Genomic DNA, 23,345 nt, shown 5'->3' with positions numbered 1-23,345 from the left:
GCCCGCTATTCTAAGCCATTGAAAGCGACAGGAAAACCCACCCCCCTGCCTTGCCCGGGAATCAGCCCAGCGACTGCCACGGATGGCGATCCAGCGCGGCCTGCAGGCGCGCCATCAGCGCGGTATCAGCACCCAGTGCGACACCATCCACGGCGGTGACCGGCTGCAGGCCGCTGGCATTGCAGGCGAATCCCGCCCGGTAGCGGCCCAACTCGGCCAGCGGGATAGGCCCGCACCGCTGCGGGACGCCCACCTCTTCCAGCGCCTGTCGCAGCAACCGCTCAGCCGTGCCGCGCAATGCCGGCCCCTCGGGCCAGGCCACTGTTTTTCCATCCCACAGGCCCAGGTTCCAGATCGACCCCTCGACCACCTGCCCGGCCGGATCGACGAACAGTGCGTCGTCGTACCCGTCCGCCACCGCCTGGCGGCGGTAGTGGAACAGCGGGAAGGTCCCCACGTGCTTGTACTGCGGCAAGGGACGCACGAACGGATAGGACTTCACCCGCAGCTCGGGCTTGTCCGGCGGTGACGGTGGCGCCAGCGACACCAGCACGTCGGGGGTGACGCTCCGCGCAGGATCGCGGTAGTCGAACCGCGTGGAGAACACGGTGATGCGCACCGACGCATCGCGCAGGCCGGCCTGCCCCATCACCTGCGCGGCCTGCTTCAATGCATCGTCGCCATCCAGCCCGCTGCCGAACAGGGCGAGCGTGGCTTCTTCCAGACGTTCTACGTGCAACGCGCGTCCCTGCACCGCGCCATCGCGCACCTGCATCGAAGTGAAATGGCCATAGTTGGCCAACGCCAATGCGCGCAGGTCGTCGGCGGTGGCGGGTTTGCCGTTGAGGAAAGCCGAGGTCATGCGGACGCCTTCTGATTCCCTTGCAGGAGCGACGTCAGTCGCGACCGCATGCCAACATATCTCGGGGTGCTTTCGTTCTCGCGATCGCGACTTGCGTCGCTCCCACGACAGGCAGAAAGCCTCAACGGAACGGCATGCCGCCGCGGGCACCCATCATGCCCTTCATGCCGCGCATCAGGCCTTTCATGCCGCCGCCGGCCAGCTTGCCCATCATCTTTTCCATCTGCTGGTACTGCTTCATCAGCTTGTTGACGTCGGCGGGCGTGGTGCCGGAACCGCGCGCGATGCGGGCGCGGCGCGAGCCGTTTAGCAGCGCCGGGTTGCGGCGTTCCTTCTTCGTCATCGAACCGATGATGGCGATCATGCGCGGCACTTCCTTGCCCTGCTGCACCTGCTGCTTCACGTGCTCGGGAATCTGTCCCATGCCCGGCAGCTTGTCCATCAGGCCGCTGATGCCGCCCATGTTCTGCATCTGTTCCAGCTGGTCGCGCATGTCGTTCAGGTCGAACTTCTTGCCCTTGATGACCTTCGCGGCCAGCTTCTCGGCCTTCTCGCGGTCGACGCTCTGCTCCACCTGCTCGACCAGCGACAGCACGTCGCCCATGTCGAGGATGCGGTTGGCCACGCGTTCCGGGTGGAATACATCCAGGCCGTCGGGCTTTTCGCCCACGCCGATGAACTTGATCGGCTTGCCGGTGATATAGCGCACCGACAGCGCCGCGCCACCGCGCGCATCGCCGTCGGTCTTGGTCAGCACCACGCCGGTCAGCGGCAAGGCTTCGCTGAAGGCCTTGGCGGTGTTGGCGGCATCCTGGCCGGTCATCGCGTCCACGACGAACAGCGTCTCCACCGGCTTCACCGCCGCGTGCAGGCCCTTGATCTCGGCCATCATCGCTTCGTCGATCGCCAGGCGGCCGGCGGTATCGACGATCAGCACGTCGACGAAGGACTTCTTCGCATCGTCGATGGCGGCGCGGACGATGGCTTCGGGCTTCTGCTCGGCATCGGACGGGAAGAACAGCACGTCCACCTGCTGGGCCAGCGTCTTCAGCTGCTCGATGGCGGCCGGGCGGTAGACGTCCGCGCTGACCACCATCACCTTCTTCTTGCGCTTCTCGCGCAGGTGCTTGGCCAGCTTGCCGACGGTGGTGGTCTTGCCGGCGCCCTGCAGGCCCGCCATCAGGATGACAGCGGGTGCGGGCACGTTGAGGTTCAGGTCGGTGGCCTGCGACCCCATCACCGCGGTCAGCTCATCGCGGACGATCTTGATCAGCGCCTGGCCGGGGGTCAGCGACTTGAGGACTTCCTGGCCGACCGCGCGCACCTTGATGCGCTCGATCAGCGCCTGCACCACCGGCAGCGCCACGTCGGCTTCCAGCAGCGCGATGCGCACCTCGCGGGTGGCTTCGCGGATGTTTTCCTCGCTCAGGCGGCCACGGCCACGCAGGCGTTCGATGGTGCCGGAGAGTCGCTGGGTCAGGGATTCGAACATGGAGGGGGCACGGCAGGTGAAAGCGGAGCGGGATTATAGCCCGCCCCACCGGCCTCCCCTTGAAGGGGTCGGCCGATATGCGACACTTCCCTGATGACAATCGTTCTCATCGCCGTCGCGCTCTATCTGCTGGCCACCGCCCTGCTGGTCCGTGCCGTCGTGCAGGACCAGGTGGACGCGCAGCGCCACTGGCTGTGGCCGGCGCTGGCGGCGGTGCTGCTGCATGGCGCCTACCACCTGCAGGTGGCCTGGCAGACCGCCGGCGGGCCGGACATGCATTTCTTCGCCGCGCTGTCGCTGGTCACGCTGGGCATGGCCGCCATCACCACGCTGGTCGGTGCGCAGGGGCGCATGGCGGCGCTGGGCGTCATCGCCTTCCCGCTGGCGGCCGCGCTGCTGCTCACCTACCACCTGAACGGCCACAAGCCCGCCGATGGCCTGGACTGGCGCGTGCAGCTGCATGCGTGGCTGGCGCTGCTGGCCTACGCCACGCTGGCCATCGCCGCGCTGCTGGCGGTGATGCTGTGGGTGCAGGAACGTGCCCTGCGCCGTCGCGAATTCCACGTGTGGCTGCGCGCACTGCCGCCGCTCACCGAGCTGGAGGAACTGCTGTTCCGCACGATCCTGGTCGGCTTCATCCTGCTGACCGCCACGCTGTTGACCGGTGTGCTGTTCGTGCAGGATTTCCTGGCCCAGCGCCTGGCGCACAAGACCGTGCTGAGCGTGCTGTCCTGGCTGACCTTCGGCGCGCTGCTGATGGGGCGCTGGCGCTACGGCTGGCGCGGGTCGAAAGCGGTGCACTGGACCCTGACCGCCATGGCCCTGCTGCTGCTGGCGTTCTTCGGCAGCACGTTCGTGTACGAGATGGTGTTGCGGCGGGCGTAGTGCCTTGATGCCTCTGTAGGAGCGACGTAAGTCGCGACCGCGAGGTCGAATCTCCATTGAAGGCCATCGCGTGCGCCGGCCGTGCGGTCGCGACTTACGTCGCTCCTACAGTCGCTCCCAACAACCCGCCCTACTCCGCCGCCGCCTCCAGCGCCTGCGACAGCCGCTCCACCGGCACCACGTCCAACCCTTTGAACATGCCCGACTTCGGCGCGTTGCCTTTCGGCACGATGGCGCGCTTGAAGCCGTGCGTGGCCGCTTCGCGCAGGCGCTCCTCGCCGTTGGGCACGGGGCGGATCTCGCCGGACAGGCCCACTTCGCCGAAGGCCACGGTCTTCTCGGCCAGCGGGCGGTCGCGCAGCGAGGACAGCACCGCCAGCAGCACCGGCAGGTCGGCCGCGGTTTCCTGCACGCGGATGCCGCCGACGACATTCACGAACACGTCCTGGTCGCCCACCACCACGCCGCCATGCCGGTGCAGCACGGCCAGCAGCATGGCCAGGCGGTTCTGCTCCAGGCCCACCGCCACGCGGCGCGGGTTGGACAGCGGCGAGCTGTCCACCAGCGCCTGCACTTCCACCATCAGCGGGCGCGTGCCCTCGCGGGTGACCAGCACGCAACTGCCGGGCTGTTGCGTGCTGCCGCCGGACAGGAAGATCGCCGACGGGTTGGGGACTTCCTTCAGCCCCTTTTCGCCCATCGCGAACACGCCCAGTTCGTTCACCGCACCGAAGCGGTTCTTGAACGCGCGCAGCACGCGGAAGCGGCTGCCGCTCTCGCCTTCGAAATACAGCACCGCATCCACCATGTGCTCCAGCACGCGCGGGCCGGCAATGCCGCCCTCCTTGGTCACGTGGCCCACCAGGAACACGGCCGTGCCGGTCTCCTTGGCGTAGCGCACCAGCCGGGCGGCGCTCTCGCGCACCTGGCTGACCGAGCCGGGCGCGGCGGTCAGCGATTCGGTCCACAGGGTCTGCACGGAATCGGCGACGATCAGTTTCGGCCGCGCCACCGAGGCGTGCTGCAGGATGGTCTCGATGCCCGTCTCGGCCAGCGCCTGCAGGTTGTCCAGCGGCAGGTCCAGGCGCACGGCGCGGCCGGCGACCTGGGCCAGCGATTCCTCGCCGGTCACGTACAGCGCCGGGAAGTTGGCCGCCATCTTCGCCACCGCCTGCAGCAGCAGGGTGGATTTGCCGATGCCCGGGTCGCCGCCCACCAGCACCACGGCGCCTTCCACCAGGCCGCCACCCAGCACGCGGTCGAATTCGCCGATGCCGGTGGTCACGCGCGCCTCTTCGCTGTGGCGCACGTCTTTGAGGGCGGTGATCTTGGGGGCTTCGGCCTTGCCGGCCCAGCCGCTGCGGCGGGCGGCGGGCGTGGCGGCGGCCGGTTCCAGCACGATCTCGCTCAGCGAGTTCCACGCCCCGCAGTCGGCGCACTGGCCCTGCCATTTGCTGTGTTCGGCGCCGCATTCACCGCAGACAAAGGCGGTACGGGCTTTGGAGGAGGTCTTGGCCACGGGGTTCCAGCGGATGACGATCAGGCGGCTACTGTATCGGCCCCGCGTCTCCCCCGGCGAGACACCGCAAAAACAAAGCCCCGCCGAAGCGGGGCTTTGTCACAACTGGTGCCGGAAATAGGAATCGAACCTACGACCTCATCATTACGAATGACGCGCTCTACCAACTGAGCTATTCCGGCCGGGGCATGGATTTTAGGGGTTGGGGCGGGGGTGGGTCAATGTGGGGGTGTTCGGGATGGGGTGGTAAGCCGGTGGGAAGCCGGGGCTCACGGCCTTCTGATGTCGGGACAGCGCGGAACTGCCAGTGGCACAACTCTCAGCGAATGCGTGGCTCGTACTTCATATCCCCAGAGGCACGTGGCTTGATATCCGTTCTCGCGGGTGACTCGGCTTCACTGGCCGGTGCGGCAGTAGGGTTGTCGAACCGCCGTATGACTTCCTTGATGCCCACCAGATCTTCCCCGGTAAGTTGGAACTCGTCCCGACATATCCTGTACTCGACCTTCTGTGCATCAGCGAGTTGCTGAAACTGTTCGCGGGATAGTCCCATGTACACCACTTCCAAGACCGACACTGCCCCTCCCCTCATCACTTCTCCGCGATGAGCTGCCGGCTCGATGGGCTTCATAGGCTCACCGTCGACCAACCAATCGAAAGAATGGCAATTCAAGTATCGCCACTCTCTCGCTACGGTCATAAAGATCGCGCCGTAGGTGACTTGGCCCGTCTTTTCTTGCACTACCTTGAACACACGTATGGGCGTCTGCAGGTCACCCTTGGCCGGACTGACGATGTTGGACACCGATCGTTCTCCAGTAAATCTGTCGTTCACGACTTCTATGCCTTGCGACGGGCCGGCGATGCTCATGCCGGCCAACGCAATCATGATGGGCAACCAGATGCGCATGCTCATTTCCTCACGATCAGCAATGCAATGAAGTCGTAACGACCCAACGGGGGAGACACGTCCACGGCAGGCAACATTTAGCGCACCGCCCCTCCTTGCTTCAGTATCCCTCAGGCGCGCGGGATCATCCACAAACGCCAGAGAAGGCGCATCATGGCACCGGGGTGGCCCAGCAATTGCATGCCATAGGGCCAAAGTACTGATCTGTAAGGGGACAACAAGGATGCGCACTAGATTCACTGCCTTTGCCGTGGGCTTCACCATTGCGTTGGGCTCCCTGCCCTCCATCGCGGCCACGCTCAAGGAACCGCCCCCGATATCGATAAACCCGCAACGGCACCCGTTGCAGCTGCTGGGTGTTGCCCTCGAAGCCGTCAAATCGTCCAAGAACGACTGGAAGGTTGATGGCTCTTACGGAATGACAGAGGTCTCGGGCGGTTATCGGTTGCGGGTCACCAAGGAATGGAACAACAGGCATGTGATCTATGCGTACCTGACGACCACGCCCCAATCGGTGTCCATTACCTATGCCGACAGCCGGGAACTGGACTTCAAGCAGGGCTCGAACGGCGAACGCAAGATCCACGGCTCATACAACGACTTCACCAAGCTGCTGACCAACGAGATCGCTGCGTCACTTTCGACGATGTGTAGCGACTACAGCTTCCTCCAGAACTCGAAAGGCACGCCCTATACGGCAATCTCGGCGAGCCAGCCGCTTGCACGCATGCCCCGAACGACGGAACAGATTCCCGGCACGGGCTTCGTCATTCGGGAGTACACCGGCTTCCTGGCCAATGGGCTGCCCTACAACTGCGGACCGGTGGTCGCCGTTTTCCGAGACGACAAGCTGACCGATGCTTATGGTGGGACCGCTGACCTTGCGAAGCTGAACATCCAAGGCGAGCTAATCAGCCAAAGACATGCGTCCGGGCAGATTTCCTATGGTCAAGCTGCGGTCGAGTACAAGGAAGCTGAACTCGACTTTTCTCAGGCACTCGAAGCGCACCGTCAGAAGCAACTGGTCACCTACTACCGCCTGCTGGCGTCCCGACTCTCCAAGAAGGAAATTTCGGTCGAGGAGTTCGACTACCTCGCTATCGAGAAGGAAGCCGAGATCAGGGATCAGCAGGACGCCATCCAGCAAAAACACATGTTCGAACGAGGCCTGATTGCTGCCGAACATGGCAAAGCCTTGGCTATGCAGGATCAGGCCGCTGCCATGCAGGCGCAGGCACGCGCGCAGCAACAGGCCAACTTCCAAAATTTCCTGCGCAGCCTTAAGACGACGACTTGCCGAACGGTCGGCTACGGCAATACGGCCACCACAACTTGTACCTAAGCAAGCGACATCCGCTGGACAAGCTGGAAAATCCTCAATATCAGCCGATACAGGCAGTAACACATGCAACCTATCGCACAACATCAGAAATGGCGACGCGAAGTTCGAGAAATATTGATAGTTGCAATACTCGCGAGCGCGGGAATTGGCCTCTTAACGAATGCCGCGTTCGAACTTCTTAAATCAAAAATCCTGCTTGTTAGCCTAATTGGGCTGACACTCACCCTTTTATCATTCTCAACACTCCTCCGGCTTCGTGCACCAGCACAAGCCGCAACATTGAGACTTAGGGGCGCTATTGCGTTTGATGCATCGCGTGAAAAGCTGAGCCCCGTCCGAATTTCCGGCTACAAGTTCAATGATGAGTTCTACGAACACCTAATGGCGCTTCTTGCTGAAAACGCAGCGCTAAAGAAGCGATTTCTTGCTTACGCAGGAAAGAAAGAACTATCACTCCCAAATGAGCGAGCGCCTGGGTTTGACTTCTATAAAGAGATCATAGAGTCAGTAATTGAATTTATCCTCATCAACGAACTCGACCTTCATCTGAATTCATATTTCGTCGAGAACGAGATAGACACGGCAAAAATTAAAGAGTTTGGCCGCAACGATCTTCCCAAGGAAGTTCTACGCAATAAGGCCTTAGACGCTTTCACAAAGGACTACTCTGAGAGAGAGTCCTTTTTAAATGAAAACTTTGATGAATCGATAGGTCAGCTCTATTACGCAACCGGAAATAATGGCGCAATCTACAACCGAATCTCCATCGAACTTCCGGAAGAATCCGTCATAACTAGAATGAAGGACGGCACACTTAATATAGTCCATCCAACTTTTGAACTATCACTTGAAGTTGAGTTCGATGAAACGTCAACTTACGTAGATTTCGAGCTAATTGAACCTATGGATTTCGACCGTGCAGCACCATACGGATTCCTCGTTCGCGTTACCACAAAGGTGAAGTCCTCTATCTTCAGAAGCGCTCAGGAAGATGACCTGTACGCGTGGCTGGACTCTTACATTGCAAGACTTCAGAGTCTAATTTGTATTGATACTCATACGCAGAAGTACGACTCCCAGCTTCGAGCCTTCATGACAAGCCGCCCAAAACCTCGGAAAAGAATAAGCGAGTAAAAGGGCCTGTGAGTTTTTTGAGACCTTGGCCTTACACTTCTTTGGTGTGCGACCTCACCGTAGCGACCACCTCTATGGAGTGCATCGTCCTTGTCTTCCACTTCGACACACTCGGGGCGGCAGTCCCAGCACCGTTCTAGGACTTCCACGCCCCACAATACGGATCACCCGCGTTGGGGTCGGTCAGGGAAGCGGCGCATCTGTGATGCGCCGCCCCGAGCGTTGGGTTGATCGCCAATCCCCCTACGGATGAAGTAATACCGTACCGTGCCAGCGCCCCTGCCCAGCTCGGGCGACATCCCCTAAGCCGGCACGGGTGGGTTCTTCTGCGAGAGCCAACGGCAGCTGTCCCGCATCACGAATTCCCACTCGCGTTTCCCGTCACGCAATGCAGGCACACGGCGCGGCGCCCATCGCCTGTCGATCGCCGGAATGAAGACGGCCCCGCACCGCGGGGCCGTCTTTTTGGATCAAACCTCCAACACCCCATCGCTAGCCGTTGCCACCGCCCTCCCCCGGCGCATCGGATTCGTGGGTGCTGATGCGGAAGCGGCTGGCCAGGTGGCGGCGGGCTTCGTCCAGGCCCTTGCCCTTGCCGGCGACTTTCAGCACGCCGTAGACCTCCAGCGCGGCGGCCATCAGGTCGCTGCCCAGGGCCATCTCGGTGTCGGTCAATCGCTGGTAAAGGTGGGCGATGCGCAGGATGCGCGGGCGCAGCTGGTCCAGCGTCTGCTGGTCGCGGCGAACGCCTTCGATGTCGAAGTCGCGCGCCATGATGCCGGCGTGCTGCTCGGCCACGTTGAAGGCGGCGCGGCAGAAGGCTTCCGATTTGTCGCCCATCTTGATCAGGCCGCGCCGCTGTTCCGGCGTCAGCGAGACCAGGCCGGCCAGGCAGGCATCCATCTGCACGATGGCCGCGTCCAGCTGGTTGAGGATGGTGCTGTCGATCTGCAGGTCCACGAGGTTCTGACTCATTGTCGCTCCTTGATTCCATGTCAGGTGAAGCCGCCGTATCCGACGGCACTGCCACGCTAGCGCGATGCGCGCACGCTTCCAAGCGGGTCGCCACGGAAAATGGCTCACAGTTGAGGGGGCACGCGGCTTACGCGCGTGCATGGGCGGCGTCGCCGCGCTTCATGTGTGAGAAATCGAACCAGAAAGGTGCGCGCGCGAGGCTTTCAGCTGAGATGACGAGGATGTTTTCCTCGATGACGCGGCGTTGAGGTGAGATGACGAGGAAAATTTCCCCGCCGCCGGACCTTTGAAGTGAGATGACGAGGAAATTTTCTTCGACGTCCAGGCTCTGAAGTGAGATGACGAAGAAATTTTCCCCGGCACCGAGGCTTTCAGGTGAGATGACGCGGCTTCATTGTGAGCGCGCGAACCTGAAAGGTGCGCGCGTGCGGCTCGGAACTGCGGTGGCGGGGAAAATTTCCGCGGCATCGAGGCGCGGAGGTGCGGCAGCGGGGAAATTTTCTCCGGTCGCAGCACGCGATGCGCGCCGCACTGACCGGTTCCGGCCGGGGGCGTCCCACGAAGGATCCCTGCCCCGCTCGGGGGCGAAGGCTCAGCCGACCAGCTGGATGCGCAGTTCCTTGGGCAGGGCGAAGACCATGTCTTCCGGTTCGCCGTCCAGTTCGCTGATGGTGCCGGCGCCCAGGTCGCGCAGGCGCTGCAGTACGCCGTCGATCAGCACGTCGGGGGCGGAGGCGCCGGCGGTCACGCCGATGCGCTGCTTGCCGGTGACCCAGGCCGGATCGATCTCGTGGGCGCCGTCGATGAGGTAGGACTCCACGCCATCGCGCTCGGCCAGCTCGCGCAGGCGGTTGGAATTGGAGCTGTTGGGCGAGCCCACCACCAGCACCAGGTCGCACTGCTTGGCCAGGTCGCGCACGGCGTCCTGGCGGTTCTGGGTGGCGTAGCAGATGTCGTCGTTCTTGGGCCCCTGGATCTGCGGGAAGCGGGCCTGCAGCGCCTGGATGATGCCCACCGTGTCGTCCACCGACAGCGTGGTCTGGGTGGTGTAGAACAGGTTGTCGGGCTGGCTGACCTGCAGCGTGCCGACGTTGTCGATGTCTTCCACCAGGTAGATGTTGCCGGCGCCGCGTTCGGCGTTCCACTGCCCCATGGTGCCTTCCACTTCCGGATGGCCGGCGTGGCCGATCAGCACCACGTCGCGGCCGGCGCGGCAGTGGCGCGCCACTTCCAGGTGTACCTTGGTGACCAGCGGGCAGGTGGCGTCGAACACCTTCAGCCCGCGGCGCGCGGCTTCGCCCCGCACCGCCTGCGACACGCCATGCGCGCTGAAGATGACGGTGGCGCCGTCGGGCACTTCGTCCAGTTCTTCCACGAACACCGCGCCGCGCTGCTTCAGGTCATCCACCACGAAGCGGTTGTGCACCACTTCATGGCGCACGTAGATGGGCGCGCCCAGCGTTTCGATGGCGCGCTTGACGATTTCGATGGCGCGGTCGACACCGGCACAGAAACCGCGGGGATTGGCGAGCAGGACCTGCATGGCGGTCATTATGAACCCTTGGGCGTGCGCTTGCCTTCCAGCAGGCCGAACACGGCGATGCCGATGGCCCCGCCCACCACCGCGCAGTCGGCGATGTTGAACGCGGGCCAGTAGTGGCCGCGCCAGTGCCACTGGATGAAGTCCACCACGTGGCCGTGGACCAGTCGGTCGATGACGTTGCCCACCGCGCCGCCGATCACCAGCGCGTACGGCAGGGCCTGCCGCCAGTCGTGGCGAGCGGTGCGCGACAGCCAGAACGCCAGCAGGCCGCTGATGCCGACCGCGAGCAGGCTGAAGAACCAAATCTGCCAGCCGCCGGCGTTGGCCAGGAAGCTGAAGGCGGCGCCGGTGTTGTAGGTGCGGTACCAGTTCCAGAAGCCGTCGATCACCGGCACGGCGGTGTACTCGGGCAACGCGGCCAGCACCCAGGCCTTGGACCACTGGTCAAGCGCGATGACGACGACCGACAGCAGCAGCCAGACCAGCGCGTTGGGCTTGGGAGCGGCGGCCATCAGAACCACTCCCGGGTTTCGCCGGCGCCGTCGATGTTGACCACGCAGCGACCGCACAGCTCCGGATGCGCCGCCACGCTGCCCACGTCGGCGCGGTAGTGCCAGCAGCGCACGCACTTGGTCTTGCGGGTGGGCTGGGCCAGCACGAACACCTCGTCGGCGCTGACTTCGGACACGGTGACGTCGCCACTGATGAACAGGAAGCGCAGCTCCTCGGCCAGTGGCTGCCACTTCGCCGCGGTGGCGGCATTCGCCGAGACGGTGATCTCCGCTTCCAGCGCGGCGCCGATCAGGCCGTTGGCGCGCATCGGCTCCAGCACCTTGGCGACCTGCTCGCGCAGCGCCAGCAGCTGGTCGAAGTCGGCGGCGTTCAACGCGGCATCCGCCGGCAGCGGCGCCAGGCCGTCGTACCAGGTGGCGAACAGCACGTTGCCGGCGCGCTCGCCCGGCAGATAGGCCCACATCTCGTCGGCGGTGAAGCTGAGCACCGGCGCCACCCAGCGCACGAAGGCCTCGGCGATGTGGAACATCGCGGTCTGCGCGCTGCGGCGACCGCGCGAATCCTCGCGCATGGTGTACAGGCGGTCCTTGGTGACGTCCAGGTACAGCGAGCCGAGGTCGACGCTGCAGAAGTTCAGCAGCGCCTGCACGATCTCGGCGAAGTCGTAACGGTCGTAGGCGGCCTTGATCTTCTGCTGCACCTCGTAGGCGCGGTGCACGATCCAGCGATCCAGCGCGACCATGTCGGCCGGCGCGACCAGGTCGCGCGCAGGATCGAAGCCATTGAGGTTGCTGAGCAGGAAGCGCGCGGTGTTGCGCAGGCGACGGTAGGCATCGGCATTGCGCTTCAGGATTTCCTGCGACAGCGACATCTCGTTGCTGTAGTCGGCGCTGGCGATCCACAGGCGCAGGATGTCCGCGCCCAGCGTCTTCATGATGTCCTGCGGTTCGATGCCGTTGCCCAGCGACTTGGACATCTTGCGGCCGTGTTCGTCCACGGTGAAGCCGTGTGTCAGGCACTGCCTGTACGGTGCCGCCTTGTCGATCGCCACGCCGGTGAGCAGCGAGGACTGGAACCAGCCGCGATGCTGGTCGGAGCCTTCCAGGTAGAGGTCGGCCGGCTTGCCGAGGCCACGCTCCAGCAGCACGCCTTCGTGGGTGACGCCGGAATCGAACCAGACATCGAGGATGTCGGTGATCTTGTCGTAATCCTTCGCTTCGTCGCCCAGCAGTTCGGCCGCGTCCAGCGTGTACCAGACATCGACGCCGCCCTGCTCCACGCGGTCGGCCACGGCGCGCATCAGCTCGACGCTGCGCGGATGCGGCTCGCCGGTTTCGCGGTGCACGAACAGCGCGATCGGCACGCCCCAGGTGCGCTGGCGCGAGATGGTCCAGTCCGGGCGGCCGTCGACCATGCCGGCGATGCGGGCTTCGCCCCATTGCGGGAACCAGCCGACCTGCTTGATCGCTTCCAGCGCATCGGCGCGCAGGTGGGCCTGCTCCATCGAGATGAACCACTGCGGCGTGGCGCGGAACGCGATGGGCGTCTTGTGGCGCCAGCAGTGCGGATAGCTGTGCTCCAGCTTGCTGAAGGCAAGCAGCGCGCCGCTCTGCTTCACCACGTCGATGATGGTGTCGTTGGCTTTCCAGATATGCAGGCCGGCGAGCTCGACGCCATGCGCGGCCGGGGTGGACGGCAGGTACACGCCGCGGCCATCGACCGGATTGATCTGCGCGGCGGTGTACTTGTCCAGCAGGCCGTACTGCTTGCTGACGACATAGTCCTCCTGGCCGTGGCCGGGCGCGGTGTGTACGGCGCCGGTACCGTCTTCGGCCGATACGTGGTCGCCCAGCAGCACGGGGATGTCGCGCGTGTCGTAGAACGGATGCGCGAACAGCAGGCCTTCCAGCGCACTGCCCTTCACCCGTGCATGCACGACCACGTCGCTGACGCCGTAGCGCTGCAGCGCGCGCGCGGCCAGCGCATCGGCCAGCACCAGCCAGCGACGCTTGCCGTCATGCGCGGGGCCTTCGACCAGGGCGTATTCCAGTTCGCCACCGATGGAGATCGCCAGCGAGGCCGGCAGCGTCCACGGCGTGGTGGTCCAGATGGGCAGCGCGACTTCGACATCGGCGGGCAGCGTGGCGCCGAACGCCTTCGCCAGTGCCTGCGCGTCACGCGCGGCGTAGGCGACATCAACGGCCGGCGACACCTTGTCGGCGTACTCGATCTCCGCCTCGGCCAGCGCCGAGCCGCAGTCGAAGCACCAGTGCACCGGCTTCACGCCGCGGGTCAGGTGGCCGTTGGCGACGATCTTGGCCAGGGCGCGGATCTCGTTGGCTTCGAAGCGGAAATCGAGCGTCTTGTACGGGTTGTCCCAGTCGCCGATCACGCCGAGGCGCTTGAAGTCCTTGCGCTGGATGTCGATCTGCGACTCGGCGTATTCGCGGCACTTCTGCCGGAACTCGACCGCATCGAGCTTCACGCCGACCTTGCCGTACTTCTTCTCGATGGCGATCTCGATCGGCAGGCCGTGGCAGTCCCACCCGGGGATGTACGGCGCATCGAAGCCGGCCAGGTACTTCGACTTGACGATGATGTCCTTCAGGATCTTGTTGACCGCGTGGCCCAGGTGGATGGCGCCGTTGGCATACGGCGGGCCGTCGTGCAGCACGAACAGCGGGCGGCCCTTGGCGTTGTCGCGCAGCTGCGCGTACAGGCCCTGGCTTTCCCAGCGGGCCAGCGTGTCGGGTTCGCGCTTGGGCAGGTCGCCGCGCATCGGAAAATCCGTGGCGGGCAGGTGGAGGGTGGCTTTGTAGTCCTGGCTCACGCGGTGGCTCGTCCTGCGTCGGGATGTCGGTTGGCTTGTGCGGAAAGCAACGCGCGCGCCTGCGCGGCGTCGCGATGCATCTGCTCGGTGAGGCTGGGCAGATCGGGGAATTTCAGCTCGTCGCGCAGCTTGGCGACGAATTCGACTTCGATATGGCGCCCGTAGAGGTCACCGGCGAAGTCGAACAGGTGGGCTTCCAGCAGCGGCTCCACGCCGTCCACCGTGGGCCGGGTGCCGAAGCTGGATACCGACGGCAGCGGGTGCGCGGCCACGCCATGTACCCAGGTGGCGTAGATGCCCGACAGCGCCGGCGTCTTGGGGAACCGCAGGTTGGCGGTGGGGAAACCGAGCGTGCGGCCCAGCTGCTTGCCGCGCACCACGCGGCCGCCGATGGTGTAGGGACGGCCCAGCATGCGCGCGGCGTCGGCGAAGTCGCCGGCCCGCAGCGCTTCGCGGATGCGCGTGCTGGAGACGCGCTCGCCCTGCACGTGCACGGGCGCGATCTCGTCGGCGGTGAAGCCCAGCTCGCTGCCCATTGCCTGCAGCAGGGCCAGATCGCCGCCGCGGCGGTGGCCGAAACGGAATTCCGGTCCGATCCAGACTTCCCGTGCCGAGAGGCGTCCCGCCAGCACGGTGCGGGCGAAATCCTCGGCGCTCATGGCCGACAGCCGCGCATCAAAGCGCAGCAGGCCGACGCGGTCCGCGCCCAGTTCCAGCAGGCCTTCCACCTTGGCGCGTGCCAGGGTCAGCCGCGGCGGCGGGGTGTCGCGGGCGAAGAACTCGCGCGGGAGCAGCTCGAAGGACAGCACCACGGCCTCCACGCCAAGCTGGCGCGCGCGTGCCACGGCATGGCGCACCAGCGCGCGGTGGCCCGAGTGCAGGCCATCGAAGGCGCCGATGCAGACCACGCTACCGTGCGGACACAAGGGCCCGCCATCGACGTCACGGAACAGCCTGCTCATGGATACCTGGGTGGAGCGGCCGGGCATGTCAGCCCGGCCGGTGGGAAATGGGGCAAGCCTTGAAGTATAGCCGCCCCTCCCCGCTCTCAATGCCCACGCAGGTCACGCGGGCGGATGCCCTGCAGCCACAGCAGGCCGCCGTAGATCGCGCCGCCCGCACCGACCATGACGGCCAACCGCCAGCCACGCTCCCACCAGACCCACTCGGACCACACCGGCCAGGCCCAGCGGAAAGCCAGCAGCACGGCCGTCATGGTCACCGCGGCCAGCACGATCTGGCGCAGCCAGCGCCCCCAGCCGGGCTGGCGCCGGTAGACGCCGGCCTTGCGCAGCAGCCACGCCAGCTGCAGCGCGTTCACCCAGCCCGCCATCGCGATGGCCAGTGCCAGCAAGGCATGGGCCCCGGGCACGTGGGCCAGCGCATCCAGATAGTTGCCGCCCGCCTTCGCCAGCGCCGCCTGCCCGGGCCCGGTCCAGGCCAGCATGCCGGCGAGCAGGCCGGTCGTCGCCACGATATTGGTGATCACCGACAGCACGGCCGACTTCACCGGCGTGCGCGTGTCCTGCCGCGCATAGAACGCGGGCGCCAGCACCTTCACCAGCAGGAAGGCCGGCACGGCGGTGGACTGGGCGATCAGGCTCCAGCTGCTCATGCGGGTGTCGAACGCGGTGAAGCGCTGGTACTGGAACAGCGTGGCCAGCAGGGGCTCCGCGCACAGGATCAGGCCGATGCAGGCCGGGATGCCGATCAGCAGGCAAAGTCGGAAACCCCAGTCCAGACCCTTCGAGAAACCATCCGGATCGGTGGCCGCATGCCGGCTGGACAGGTGCGGCAGGATCACCGAACCGATCGCCACCCCGAACATGCCCAGCGGGAACTCCAGCAGGCGGTCGCTGTAGTACAGCCAGCTGACGCTGCCGCTGAAGAGGAACGCCGCCGCCCAGGTGTTGAACAGCAGGTTGAACTGCACCACGGAGGAACCGAACAGCGTCGGCACCATCAGCGTCATCACCCGGCGCACGCCGGCATGGGCCAGGTCCAGCCGCGGGCGCGGCAGCAGCCCCAGCTTCGCCAGCGCCGGCAGCTGGAACCCCAGCTGCAGGATGCCGGCGGCGAACACGCCCCAGGCAAGCACTTCCACCGAGCCGCCGAACCATTCCTGCGCGGCCAGCGCCGCCGAGATCATCGCCACGTTCAGCAGGATCGGCGACAGCGCCGGAATGGCGAACCGCTGGTAGCTGTTGAGGATGCCGCCCGCCAGCGAGGCCAACGAGATGAACAGCGCATACGGGAACATGATCCGCAGCATGTCCGTCAGCAGGACATGCTCGTCCCCGGTGACCCGCGAGGCGATCAGCTGGGCCAGTTGGGGGGCAAACACCAGCACCAGGGCCGTGACCACCAGCAGCGCCGCGGTCAGCGCGCCCGCCACCCGGTCCACCAGTGCCCTGACGGCGTCCGGGCCGTGTTTTTCCTTGTATTCGGCCAGCACCGGGACGAAGGCCATCGAGAACGAGCCCTCGGCCGACAGCCGCCGCATGAAGTTGGGGATCCTGAACGCGATGAAGAAGATGTCCATCGCAGCGTTGGCGCCGAAGACCCGGGCATAGATCTGGTCCCGCACCAGCCCCGAGACCCGCGACAGGAAGGTCATGGAACTGAAAATGGCGGTGGAACGCAGCAGGCGGTTGCCGCTCATCGGGACACCCCCGGCGCTGCCCTTCCGGCCATGTTGACGCAAGCCTCTGAATAGCCCATACTTTTTTGTCTATTTTCCCGCAACCTCATTCTCCCAGCTTTCAGGAACCCAACGTGGCCAATATCAAGTCCGCCAAGAAGCGCGCCAAGCAGACCGTGGTGCGCAATGCGCGCAACGCCGGTCAGCGTTCGATGCTGCGCACCGCCGTCAAGAAAGTGCTGAAGGCGCTGGACGCCAACGACGCCGCTGGCGCCCAGGCGGCGTTCGCCGTTGCCCAGCCGATCCTGGACCGCTTCAGCTCGCGTGGCCTGATCCACAAGAACAAGGCCGCTCGCCACAAGAGCCGCCTGACCGCCCGCATCAAGGCCCTTCAGGCCGCCTGATACGACGGCACTGACGGGAAAACAAACAAACCCGGCTTCGGCCGGGTTTTTTGTTGCCTCGTTCAAGGCCACCGCTCCCGCACAGGCGGGCGAAGAGGGATCCATCGCGCCCGCCAGCGCCGCGTCAGCCTTCATTGCGCGCGGCCTCCTCGGCATCCTCGCGCTGGCGGTCGAAGAACGCCATCACGTCCTTCATGATCGGCCACGTGCCCTCGCGGGAAATCGCCGAAACCTGGTACCACGGCTGGGTCCAGCCCAGGCTGGCGATGATCTCGGCAGCCCGCTCTTTCGCCTCGTCCTCGAACATCAGGTCGGCCTTGTTGAGCACCAGCCAGCGCGGCTTCTGCAGCAGTTCCGGGTCGTGCTTCTCCAGTTCGCGCTCGATGGCGCGCACCTGCTCGACCGGATCGACGTCTTCCACGCCCCCTTCCATCGGCGCCATGTCCACCAGATGCAACAGGATGCGGGTGCGCTGCAGGTGGCGCAGGAACATCGCACCCAGTCCGGCGCCGTCGGCGGCGCCTTCGATCAGGCCCGGGATGTCGGCAATCACGAAGCTGCGGTGTGCTTCCACGCTGACCACGCCCAGATTGGGATACAGCGTGGTGAACGGGTAATCCGCGACTTTCGGCGTGGCGGCGGACACCGCGCGGATGAAGGTGCTCTTGCCTGCGTTGGGAAAGCCGAGCAGGCCAACGTCGGCCAGCAGCTTCAACTCCAGCTTCAGCAGACGTTCCTCGCCCTCTTCACCCGGCGTCGCCTTGCGCGGCGCGCGGGTGATCGAACTCTTGAAGTGCATGTTGCCCAGGCCGCCCTTGCCACCCTTGGCCACCAGCAGGCGGTCGCCGTGCTGGGTGAGGTCACCGATCACCTCATCGGTACTGACATTGGTCACCACGGTGCCCACCGGCACGGTGATGGTCAGGTCGTCGCCGGCTTTGCCGTACATCTGCCGGCCCATGCCGTTCTCGCCACGCTGGGCGCGGAACTGGGTCTGGTGGCGGAAGTCGACCAGGGTATTGAGGTTCTCATCGGCCTGCAGCCAGACGCTGCCGCCGTTGCCACCATCGCCACCGTCCGGCCCGCCCAGCGGAATGAACTTCTCGCGGCGGAACCCCACGCAACCGTTGCCGCCGTTGCCGGCGCCGACCTGAATTTCTGCTTCGTCTACGAGTTTCATGGGATTGGACTGACGTAATGGGGGAAAGGTGCAACAGGTGCGTGAAGCGGGCTTGAAGTCAGGGTGTCGCGGTCATGATCCGGCCCCGACCGCGGTGCCCGCAAACGAAAAGCCCCGCACGCGGCGGGGCCATTCGCTCGGCGTGTGCGAAAGCCTCAGGCTTCCGTCACCACGCTCACGGTGCGGCGCTTCTTGGCGCCCTTGATCGAGAACTCGACCTTGCCGTCGACCAGCGCGAACAGCGTGTGGTCGCGACCCAGGCCCACGCCCGGACCCGGATGGAACTGGGTGCCGCGCTGGCGGATGATGATGTTGCCCGCATCGATCGCCTGACCACCAAAGACCTTGACGCCCAGCATCTTCGGGTTGGAGTCGCGGCCGTTGCGCGATGAGCCTACGCCCTTTTTATGTGCCATGACTGCTTCTCCTTACTTGTTGATGCCGGTGATTTCGATTTCGGTGTAGTGCTGCCGGTGACCCTGGCGCTTCATGTGGTGCTTGCGGCGGCGGAACTTGATGATGCGCACCTTGTCGGCGCGGCCATGGCCGACGACCTTCGCGGTGACGGTGGCGCCCTTCAGGGCGTCGCCCAGGCTGATGGTCTCGCCATCGCCCAGCATCAGGATGTTGTCGAAGGTGAGCTCGTTGCCGGCTTCGGCCTCGAGCTTCTCGACGCGGAGCGTCTCGCCCTTCATCACGCGGTACTGCTTACCGCCCGTGACTACGACTGCGTACATGTGGATTACCTCGGTTCTGTAGTTATTTTATGCCTGCCTCGCCAGCAAGGGCGGACAGAAGCGGAATTTTAGTGGATTCATGGGGTTACGGTCAACCAAGCCCCCAGCCTGCCTTCGAACGGCGACCGCCGGGACTCCACATTGCGGACACATGCCGTCCTCATTGCACCCCAGACTGGCACCGGGACAGGCAGCGCCAGCGCCTCCGATCCGGCGACCTCATTGTAAATCAACCACTTAATCCGATGCCCAGCTGCCACCCACCTTGAGCCAGGATCGATCACGCCCTGGCCAGCCCCACTGTCGCTGCCCGCATGACATGCCGCCAGCCGACTGACTCCCGCCCCACCCGAGCGTGTCCCTCGTGCTGGCAATGGCGGTATTTGCCCCCACCTCTGCAGATCGCTACGCTTCCTTGTTCGCTTTCCGGACCCCCCACCCGATGGCTATGGACTTCATCCGCATCCGCGGCGCACGTACGCACAACCTCAAGAACATCGATCTCGACCTGCCGCGCGACAAGCTGATCGTGATCACCGGCCTGTCGGGTTCCGGCAAGTCGTCGCTGGCGTTCGACACCATCTACGCCGAAGGCCAGCGCCGCTACGTGGAGTCGCTGTCGGCCTATGCCCGCCAGTTCCTGTCGGTGATGGAAAAGCCCGACGTGGACCACATCGAAGGCCTGTCGCCGGCGATCTCCATCGAGCAGAAGTCCACCTCGCACAACCCGCGCTCCACCGTCGGCACCATCACCGAGATCTACGACTACCTGCGCCTGCTGTACGCACGCGTGGGCACGCCGCGCTGCCCTGACCATGGCTATCCGCTGGAGGCGCAGACGGTCAGCCAGATGGTGGACCAGGTGCTGGTGCTGGACGGCGAGCAACGCTACATGCTGCTGGCCCCGGTGATCCGTGAACGCAAGGGCGAGCATGCGCAGGTGTTCGACCAGCTGCGCGCGCAGGGCTTCGTGCGCGTGCGCGTGGACGGGGAACTGCACGAGATCGATGCGGTGCCCCCGCTGGCGCTGCGCCAGAAGCACACCATCGAAGCCGTCATCGACCGCTTCCGTCCGCGCGAAGACCTCAAGCAGCGCCTGGCGGAAAGTTTCGAGACCGCGCTGAAGCTGGGCGACGGCATGGCGCAGGTGATGTCGCTCGACCAGCCTGACGCCGCGCCGCTGCTCTTTTCGTCGAAGTATTCCTGCCCGGTCTGCGACTACTCGCTGCCGGAGCTGGAACCGCGCCTGTTCTCGTTCAATTCGCCGGTCGGCGCCTGCCCCACCTGCGACGGCCTGGGCGTGGCGCAGTTCTTCGATCCTGCGCGCGTGGTCGTGCATCCGGAGCTGTCGCTGGCGGCCGGTGCGGTGCGCGGCTGGGATCGCCGCAATGCCTATTACTTCCAGCTGATCGCGTCGCTGGCCAAGCATTACCAGTTCGACACCGACGCGCCCTGGCAGTCGCTGCCGCAGAAGGTGCAGCAGGCCGTGCTGTACGGCAGTGGCGAAGAGACCATCACCTTCACCTACCTCACCGAATCGGGCGGGCGCACGCAGCGCAAGCATCGCTTCGAAGGCATCGTGCCGAACCTGGAGCGCCGCTACCGCGAAACCGAATCGCCGGCCGTGCGCGAGGAACTGGCGAAATACATCAGCGATCGTCCCTGCCCCGATTGCCAGGGCGCGCGCCTCAACAAATCCGCGCGCAACGTGTTCGTCGCCGACCGGCCGCTGCCATCGCTTGTCGTCCTGCCGGTGGACGAAGCCCTGGCGTTCTTCACCTCGCTGAGCCTGCCCGGCTGGCGCGGCGAGATCGCCGGCAAGATCGTCAAGGAAATCGCCGAGCGCCTGGGCTTCCTGGTCGACGTGGGCCTGGATTACCTGACTCTTGAAAGGAAGGCCGACACGCTGTCGGGCGGTGAAGCACAGCGCATCCGCCTGGCTTCGCAGATCGGCGCGGGCCTGGTCGGCGTGATGTACGTCCTGGACGAGCCCAGCATCGGCCTGCACCAGCGCGACAACGAACGGCTGCTCGGTACGCTGACGCGCCTGCGCGATCTCGGCAATACGGTCATCGTGGTGGAGCACGACGAGGATGCCATCCGCATGGCCGACTACGTGCTGGACATCGGGCCCGGTGCCGGCGTGCATGGCGGCGAGATCGTCGGCCAGGGCACCCTGGAAGACCTGTTGAAGTCGCCGCGATCGCTGACCGGGCAGTACCTGTCCGGCAAGCGCCAGATCGAAGTGCCGAAGGCGCGCCACAAGGCGAACCCCAAGATGACGCTGCACCTGCGCGGCGCCACCGGCAACAACCTGAAGGACGTGGACCTGGACATTCCATCCGGTCTGTTCACCTGCATCACCGGGGTATCGGGTTCGGGCAAGTCCACGCTGATCAACGACACGCTGTACTCGCTGGCCGCCAACGAGATCAACGGCGCCTCGCACAAGCCGGCGCCGTACCGCGAAGTGACCGGGCTCGACCTGTTCGACAAGGTCGTCGACATCGACCAGTCCCCGATCGGCCGTACGCCACGCTCCAATCCGGCCACCTACACCGGACTGTTCACGCCATTGCGCGAACTGTATGCGCAGGTGCCGGAGTCGCGCGCACGTGGCTATTCGCCGGGACGTTTCAGTTTCAACGTGCGCGGCGGCCGCTGCGAGGCCTGCCAGGGCGACGGCCTGATCAAGGTGGAGATGCACTTCCTGCCGGACGTGTACGTGCCCTGCGATGTCTGCCACGGCAAGCGCTACAACCGCGAGACGCTGGAGATCCTCTACAAGGGCTACAACATCAACGACGTGCTGGAAATGACCGTCGAGGACGCGTTGACCCTGTTCGAGCCGGTGCCTTCGATCGCGCGCAAGCTGGAAACGCTGATGGACGTCGGCCTGAGCTACATCAAGCTGGGCCAGAGCGCGACCACGCTGTCCGGCGGCGAAGCGCAGCGCGTGAAACTGTCGAAGGAACTCTCGCGCCGCGACACAGGCCGCACGCTGTACATCCTGGATGAGCCGACCACCGGGCTGCACTTCCACGACATCGAGCACCTGCTGGCCGTGCTGCACAAACTGCGTGACGACGGCAACACCATCGTGATCATCGAACACAACCTCGACGTCATCAAGACAGCGGACTGGGTGGTGGACCTGGGACCGGAAGGCGGCCATCGCGGCGGCCAGATCCTCGCCACCGGCACGCCGGAAGACATCGCCGCGCATCCCGGGTCGCACACCGGTCGCTTCCTCGCCAAGCTGCTGCCGGAATCGAAGACGCCCAAGGCCAGCAAGCCTGCCGCCGTCGCCAAGCCCGACGTGCTGCCGCCGCGCAAGTCCGCCACCAAGAAAACCACCAAGTCCACGACGAAGAAGGTTGCACGATGAGCTCCAGCCCCGACGCCCACGCCGCCGGCCGCAAGCTGCTGGCGAAGATCCCGATCAGCGTGCGCTGGCGCGACATGGATAGCATGGGCCACGTCAACAATGCCAAGTACATTTCGTATCTGGAAGAAGCACGCGTGCGCTGGATGCTGACGGTACCGGAGGTGTCGATGACCGATCGCATCGCACCGGTCGTGGCGGCCAACAACATCAACTACAAGCGCCCGCTGACCTGGCCCAACGACGTGGTGGTGGAACTGTACGTGGACCGTCTTGGCACCAGCAGCGTCACCATCGGCCACCGCATCGTGTCGGCGAAGGACGACAGCGTGCTCTATTCAGACGGCAATGTGGTGGTGGTCTGGATGGATACGCAGACCGGCCACAGCGCGCCACTGCCGGCGGCGATCCGGGCGGTGTCGGAGTAGTACAGGCGAATCTGTGGGAGCGACGTGAGTCGCGAAGGCTTTATCCAGCCCTGTCCTCGCGACTCACGTCGCTCCCACCACAGCCGGTTTCACGGCGCGGTCTTGCGCGCCTCGAACGCCACAGGAAGGGCGCGGCCGTCGGCAAGTTTCAGCGTGATTACCGGCTTCTCGCCCATCGCCACCGGTGCATAGGCACCATGCAGCATCAGGTGCAGTCCGCCGGGCTTGAGCTCCACGGCCTTGCCTGGCGCGATGGGCAGACGTTCGACTTCCCGCATGCGACTGACGCCGCCTTCTTCCCGCGTCTCGTGCAACGACACATCCGCGAAGGCCAGGCTTTCTGCGCCCACCACCGCCGCCGGCGCGCGGCACGGGTTCTCGATGCGGGCGAAGCCGGCCATCATCGGCATGGCCGCGACCGGTGGCAGACGTACCCACGCACCCTTAACCACGGGCAGGCACTCCGCCGCACGGGCGGAGCCCACGCACGCCATCAACACGGCCGACAGGCAGATCATTTCGATGCGACGGTTCATGCGCCTATGATAACGGCCTGACTCCAGGG

Annotated in this window: 20 protein-coding genes and 1 tRNA gene; 6 read left to right on the top strand and 15 right to left on the bottom strand. The window is 65.0% G+C overall.

Annotated features, from left to right (window positions below; all coding sequences use genetic code 11):
• Positions 1–61: 61 nt before the first annotated feature.
• Together OVA13_RS01360 and ffh are read right to left on the bottom strand one after the other, a co-directional pair.
• Positions 62–862: an aminotransferase class IV family protein gene (locus OVA13_RS01360; RefSeq protein WP_267792051.1), complete on the bottom strand. Its 801-nt coding sequence runs from the start codon at positions 860–862 to the stop codon at positions 62–64.
• Between the two features lie 121 nt (positions 863–983).
• Positions 984–2,354: a signal recognition particle protein gene (ffh, locus tag OVA13_RS01355; RefSeq protein ID WP_267792050.1), complete on the bottom strand. Its 1,371-nt coding sequence runs from the start codon at positions 2,352–2,354 to the stop codon at positions 984–986.
• Between the two features lie 93 nt (positions 2,355–2,447).
• On the opposite strand from ffh, the gene ccsA reads away from it, so the two are divergent.
• Positions 2,448–3,239, top strand: a complete 792-nt coding sequence (gene ccsA, locus OVA13_RS01350) for a cytochrome C assembly family protein (protein ID WP_267792049.1) — start codon at positions 2,448–2,450, stop codon at positions 3,237–3,239.
• Between the two features lie 130 nt (positions 3,240–3,369).
• Here ccsA and radA read toward each other — a convergent pair whose 3' ends face one another.
• The 3 genes from radA to OVA13_RS01335 all read right to left on the bottom strand — a co-directional run bounded on the left by radA (position 3,370) and on the right by OVA13_RS01335 (position 5,668).
• The gene (gene radA / locus OVA13_RS01345) at positions 3,370–4,758 is read right to left on the bottom strand and encodes a DNA repair protein RadA (protein WP_267792048.1); all 1,389 of its coding nucleotides are present in this window, start codon (positions 4,756–4,758) and stop codon (positions 3,370–3,372) included.
• Positions 4,759–4,864: 106 nt separating this feature from the next.
• Positions 4,865–4,940, bottom strand: a tRNA-Thr gene (locus OVA13_RS01340).
• A gap of 137 nt (positions 4,941–5,077) precedes the next feature.
• Complete coding sequence (locus tag OVA13_RS01335) at positions 5,078–5,668, bottom strand: hypothetical protein (protein ID WP_267792047.1); 591 nt, start codon at positions 5,666–5,668, stop codon at positions 5,078–5,080.
• Positions 5,669–5,891: 223 nt separating this feature from the next.
• On the opposite strand from OVA13_RS01335, the gene OVA13_RS01330 reads away from it, so the two are divergent.
• Entirely contained in the window at positions 5,892–7,010 is a 1,119-nt protein-coding gene (locus tag OVA13_RS01330) for a hypothetical protein (RefSeq protein ID WP_267792046.1), read from the top strand.
• A 63-nt stretch (positions 7,011–7,073) separates the two neighbouring features.
• Positions 7,074–8,144, top strand: coding sequence for a hypothetical protein (locus OVA13_RS01325; RefSeq protein WP_267792045.1), 1,071 nt, complete (start codon positions 7,074–7,076; stop codon positions 8,142–8,144).
• Positions 8,145–8,636: 492 nt separating this feature from the next.
• Here OVA13_RS01325 and OVA13_RS01320 read toward each other — a convergent pair whose 3' ends face one another.
• The 6 genes from OVA13_RS01320 to murJ all read right to left on the bottom strand — a co-directional run bounded on the left by OVA13_RS01320 (position 8,637) and on the right by murJ (position 16,667).
• Positions 8,637–9,119, bottom strand: a complete 483-nt coding sequence (locus tag OVA13_RS01320) for a hypothetical protein (protein WP_267792044.1) — start codon at positions 9,117–9,119, stop codon at positions 8,637–8,639.
• 592 nt (positions 9,120–9,711) lie between these two features.
• Entirely contained in the window at positions 9,712–10,662 is a 951-nt protein-coding gene (ispH, locus tag OVA13_RS01315; RefSeq protein WP_267793593.1) for a 4-hydroxy-3-methylbut-2-enyl diphosphate reductase, read from the bottom strand.
• Positions 10,663–10,670: 8 nt separating this feature from the next.
• Positions 10,671–11,174: a signal peptidase II gene (lspA, locus tag OVA13_RS01310; RefSeq protein ID WP_267792043.1), complete on the bottom strand. Its 504-nt coding sequence runs from the start codon at positions 11,172–11,174 to the stop codon at positions 10,671–10,673.
• Positions 11,174–14,005, bottom strand: coding sequence for an isoleucine--tRNA ligase (ileS, locus tag OVA13_RS01305; protein ID WP_267792042.1), 2,832 nt, complete (start codon positions 14,003–14,005; stop codon positions 11,174–11,176). The genes lspA and ileS overlap by 1 nt, the downstream gene beginning before the upstream one ends.
• A complete protein-coding gene (locus OVA13_RS01300; protein ID WP_267792041.1) occupies positions 14,002–14,967 on the bottom strand; it encodes a bifunctional riboflavin kinase/FAD synthetase in 966 nt (321 codons plus the stop codon). Before OVA13_RS01300 ends, ileS begins: the two co-directional genes overlap by 4 nt.
• 86 nt (positions 14,968–15,053) lie before the next feature.
• Positions 15,054–16,667, bottom strand: coding sequence for a murein biosynthesis integral membrane protein MurJ (murJ, locus tag OVA13_RS01295; protein WP_267792040.1), 1,614 nt, complete (start codon positions 16,665–16,667; stop codon positions 15,054–15,056).
• 113 nt (positions 16,668–16,780) lie between these two features.
• Here murJ and rpsT point away from each other — a divergent pair, with 113 nt between their 5' ends.
• Entirely contained in the window at positions 16,781–17,050 is a 270-nt protein-coding gene (gene rpsT, locus OVA13_RS01290; protein ID WP_267792039.1) for a 30S ribosomal protein S20, read from the top strand.
• Between the two features lie 124 nt (positions 17,051–17,174).
• Here the strand turns inward: rpsT and cgtA are convergent, their stop codons facing one another.
• The 3 genes from cgtA to rplU form a co-directional block, all read right to left on the bottom strand.
• Positions 17,175–18,230, bottom strand: a complete 1,056-nt coding sequence (cgtA, locus tag OVA13_RS01285) for an Obg family GTPase CgtA (RefSeq protein WP_267792038.1) — start codon at positions 18,228–18,230, stop codon at positions 17,175–17,177.
• A gap of 155 nt (positions 18,231–18,385) precedes the next feature.
• On the bottom strand, positions 18,386–18,646 hold the full coding sequence (rpmA, locus tag OVA13_RS01280; RefSeq protein ID WP_142123858.1) for a 50S ribosomal protein L27: 261 nt from the start codon (positions 18,644–18,646) through the stop codon (positions 18,386–18,388).
• Between the two features lie 12 nt (positions 18,647–18,658).
• On the bottom strand, positions 18,659–18,967 hold the full coding sequence (rplU, locus tag OVA13_RS01275; protein ID WP_055935657.1) for a 50S ribosomal protein L21: 309 nt from the start codon (positions 18,965–18,967) through the stop codon (positions 18,659–18,661).
• Positions 18,968–19,409: 442 nt separating this feature from the next.
• On the opposite strand from rplU, the gene uvrA reads away from it, so the two are divergent.
• The gene (gene uvrA / locus OVA13_RS01270) at positions 19,410–22,355 is read left to right on the top strand and encodes an excinuclease ABC subunit UvrA (RefSeq protein ID WP_267792037.1); all 2,946 of its coding nucleotides are present in this window, start codon (positions 19,410–19,412) and stop codon (positions 22,353–22,355) included.
• Positions 22,352–22,780: an acyl-CoA thioesterase gene (locus OVA13_RS01265; RefSeq protein WP_267792036.1), complete on the top strand. Its 429-nt coding sequence runs from the start codon at positions 22,352–22,354 to the stop codon at positions 22,778–22,780. Before uvrA ends, OVA13_RS01265 begins: the two co-directional genes overlap by 4 nt.
• Positions 22,781–22,869: 89 nt before the next feature.
• Here OVA13_RS01265 and OVA13_RS01260 read toward each other — a convergent pair whose 3' ends face one another.
• Positions 22,870–23,316 (bottom strand): copper chaperone PCu(A)C, encoded by a 447-nt coding sequence (locus tag OVA13_RS01260; protein WP_267792035.1) that lies wholly within the window; start codon positions 23,314–23,316, stop codon positions 22,870–22,872.
• Positions 23,317–23,345 lie beyond the last annotated feature (29 nt).

Origin of the sequence: Pseudoxanthomonas sp. SL93 (assembly GCF_026625825.1) — a bacterium.
Classification (GTDB): Bacteria; Pseudomonadota; Gammaproteobacteria; order Xanthomonadales; family Xanthomonadaceae; genus Pseudoxanthomonas_A.
The sequence above is the reverse complement of the archived record's forward strand: the minus strand, read 5'-3'. Positions and strand labels throughout refer to the sequence as shown.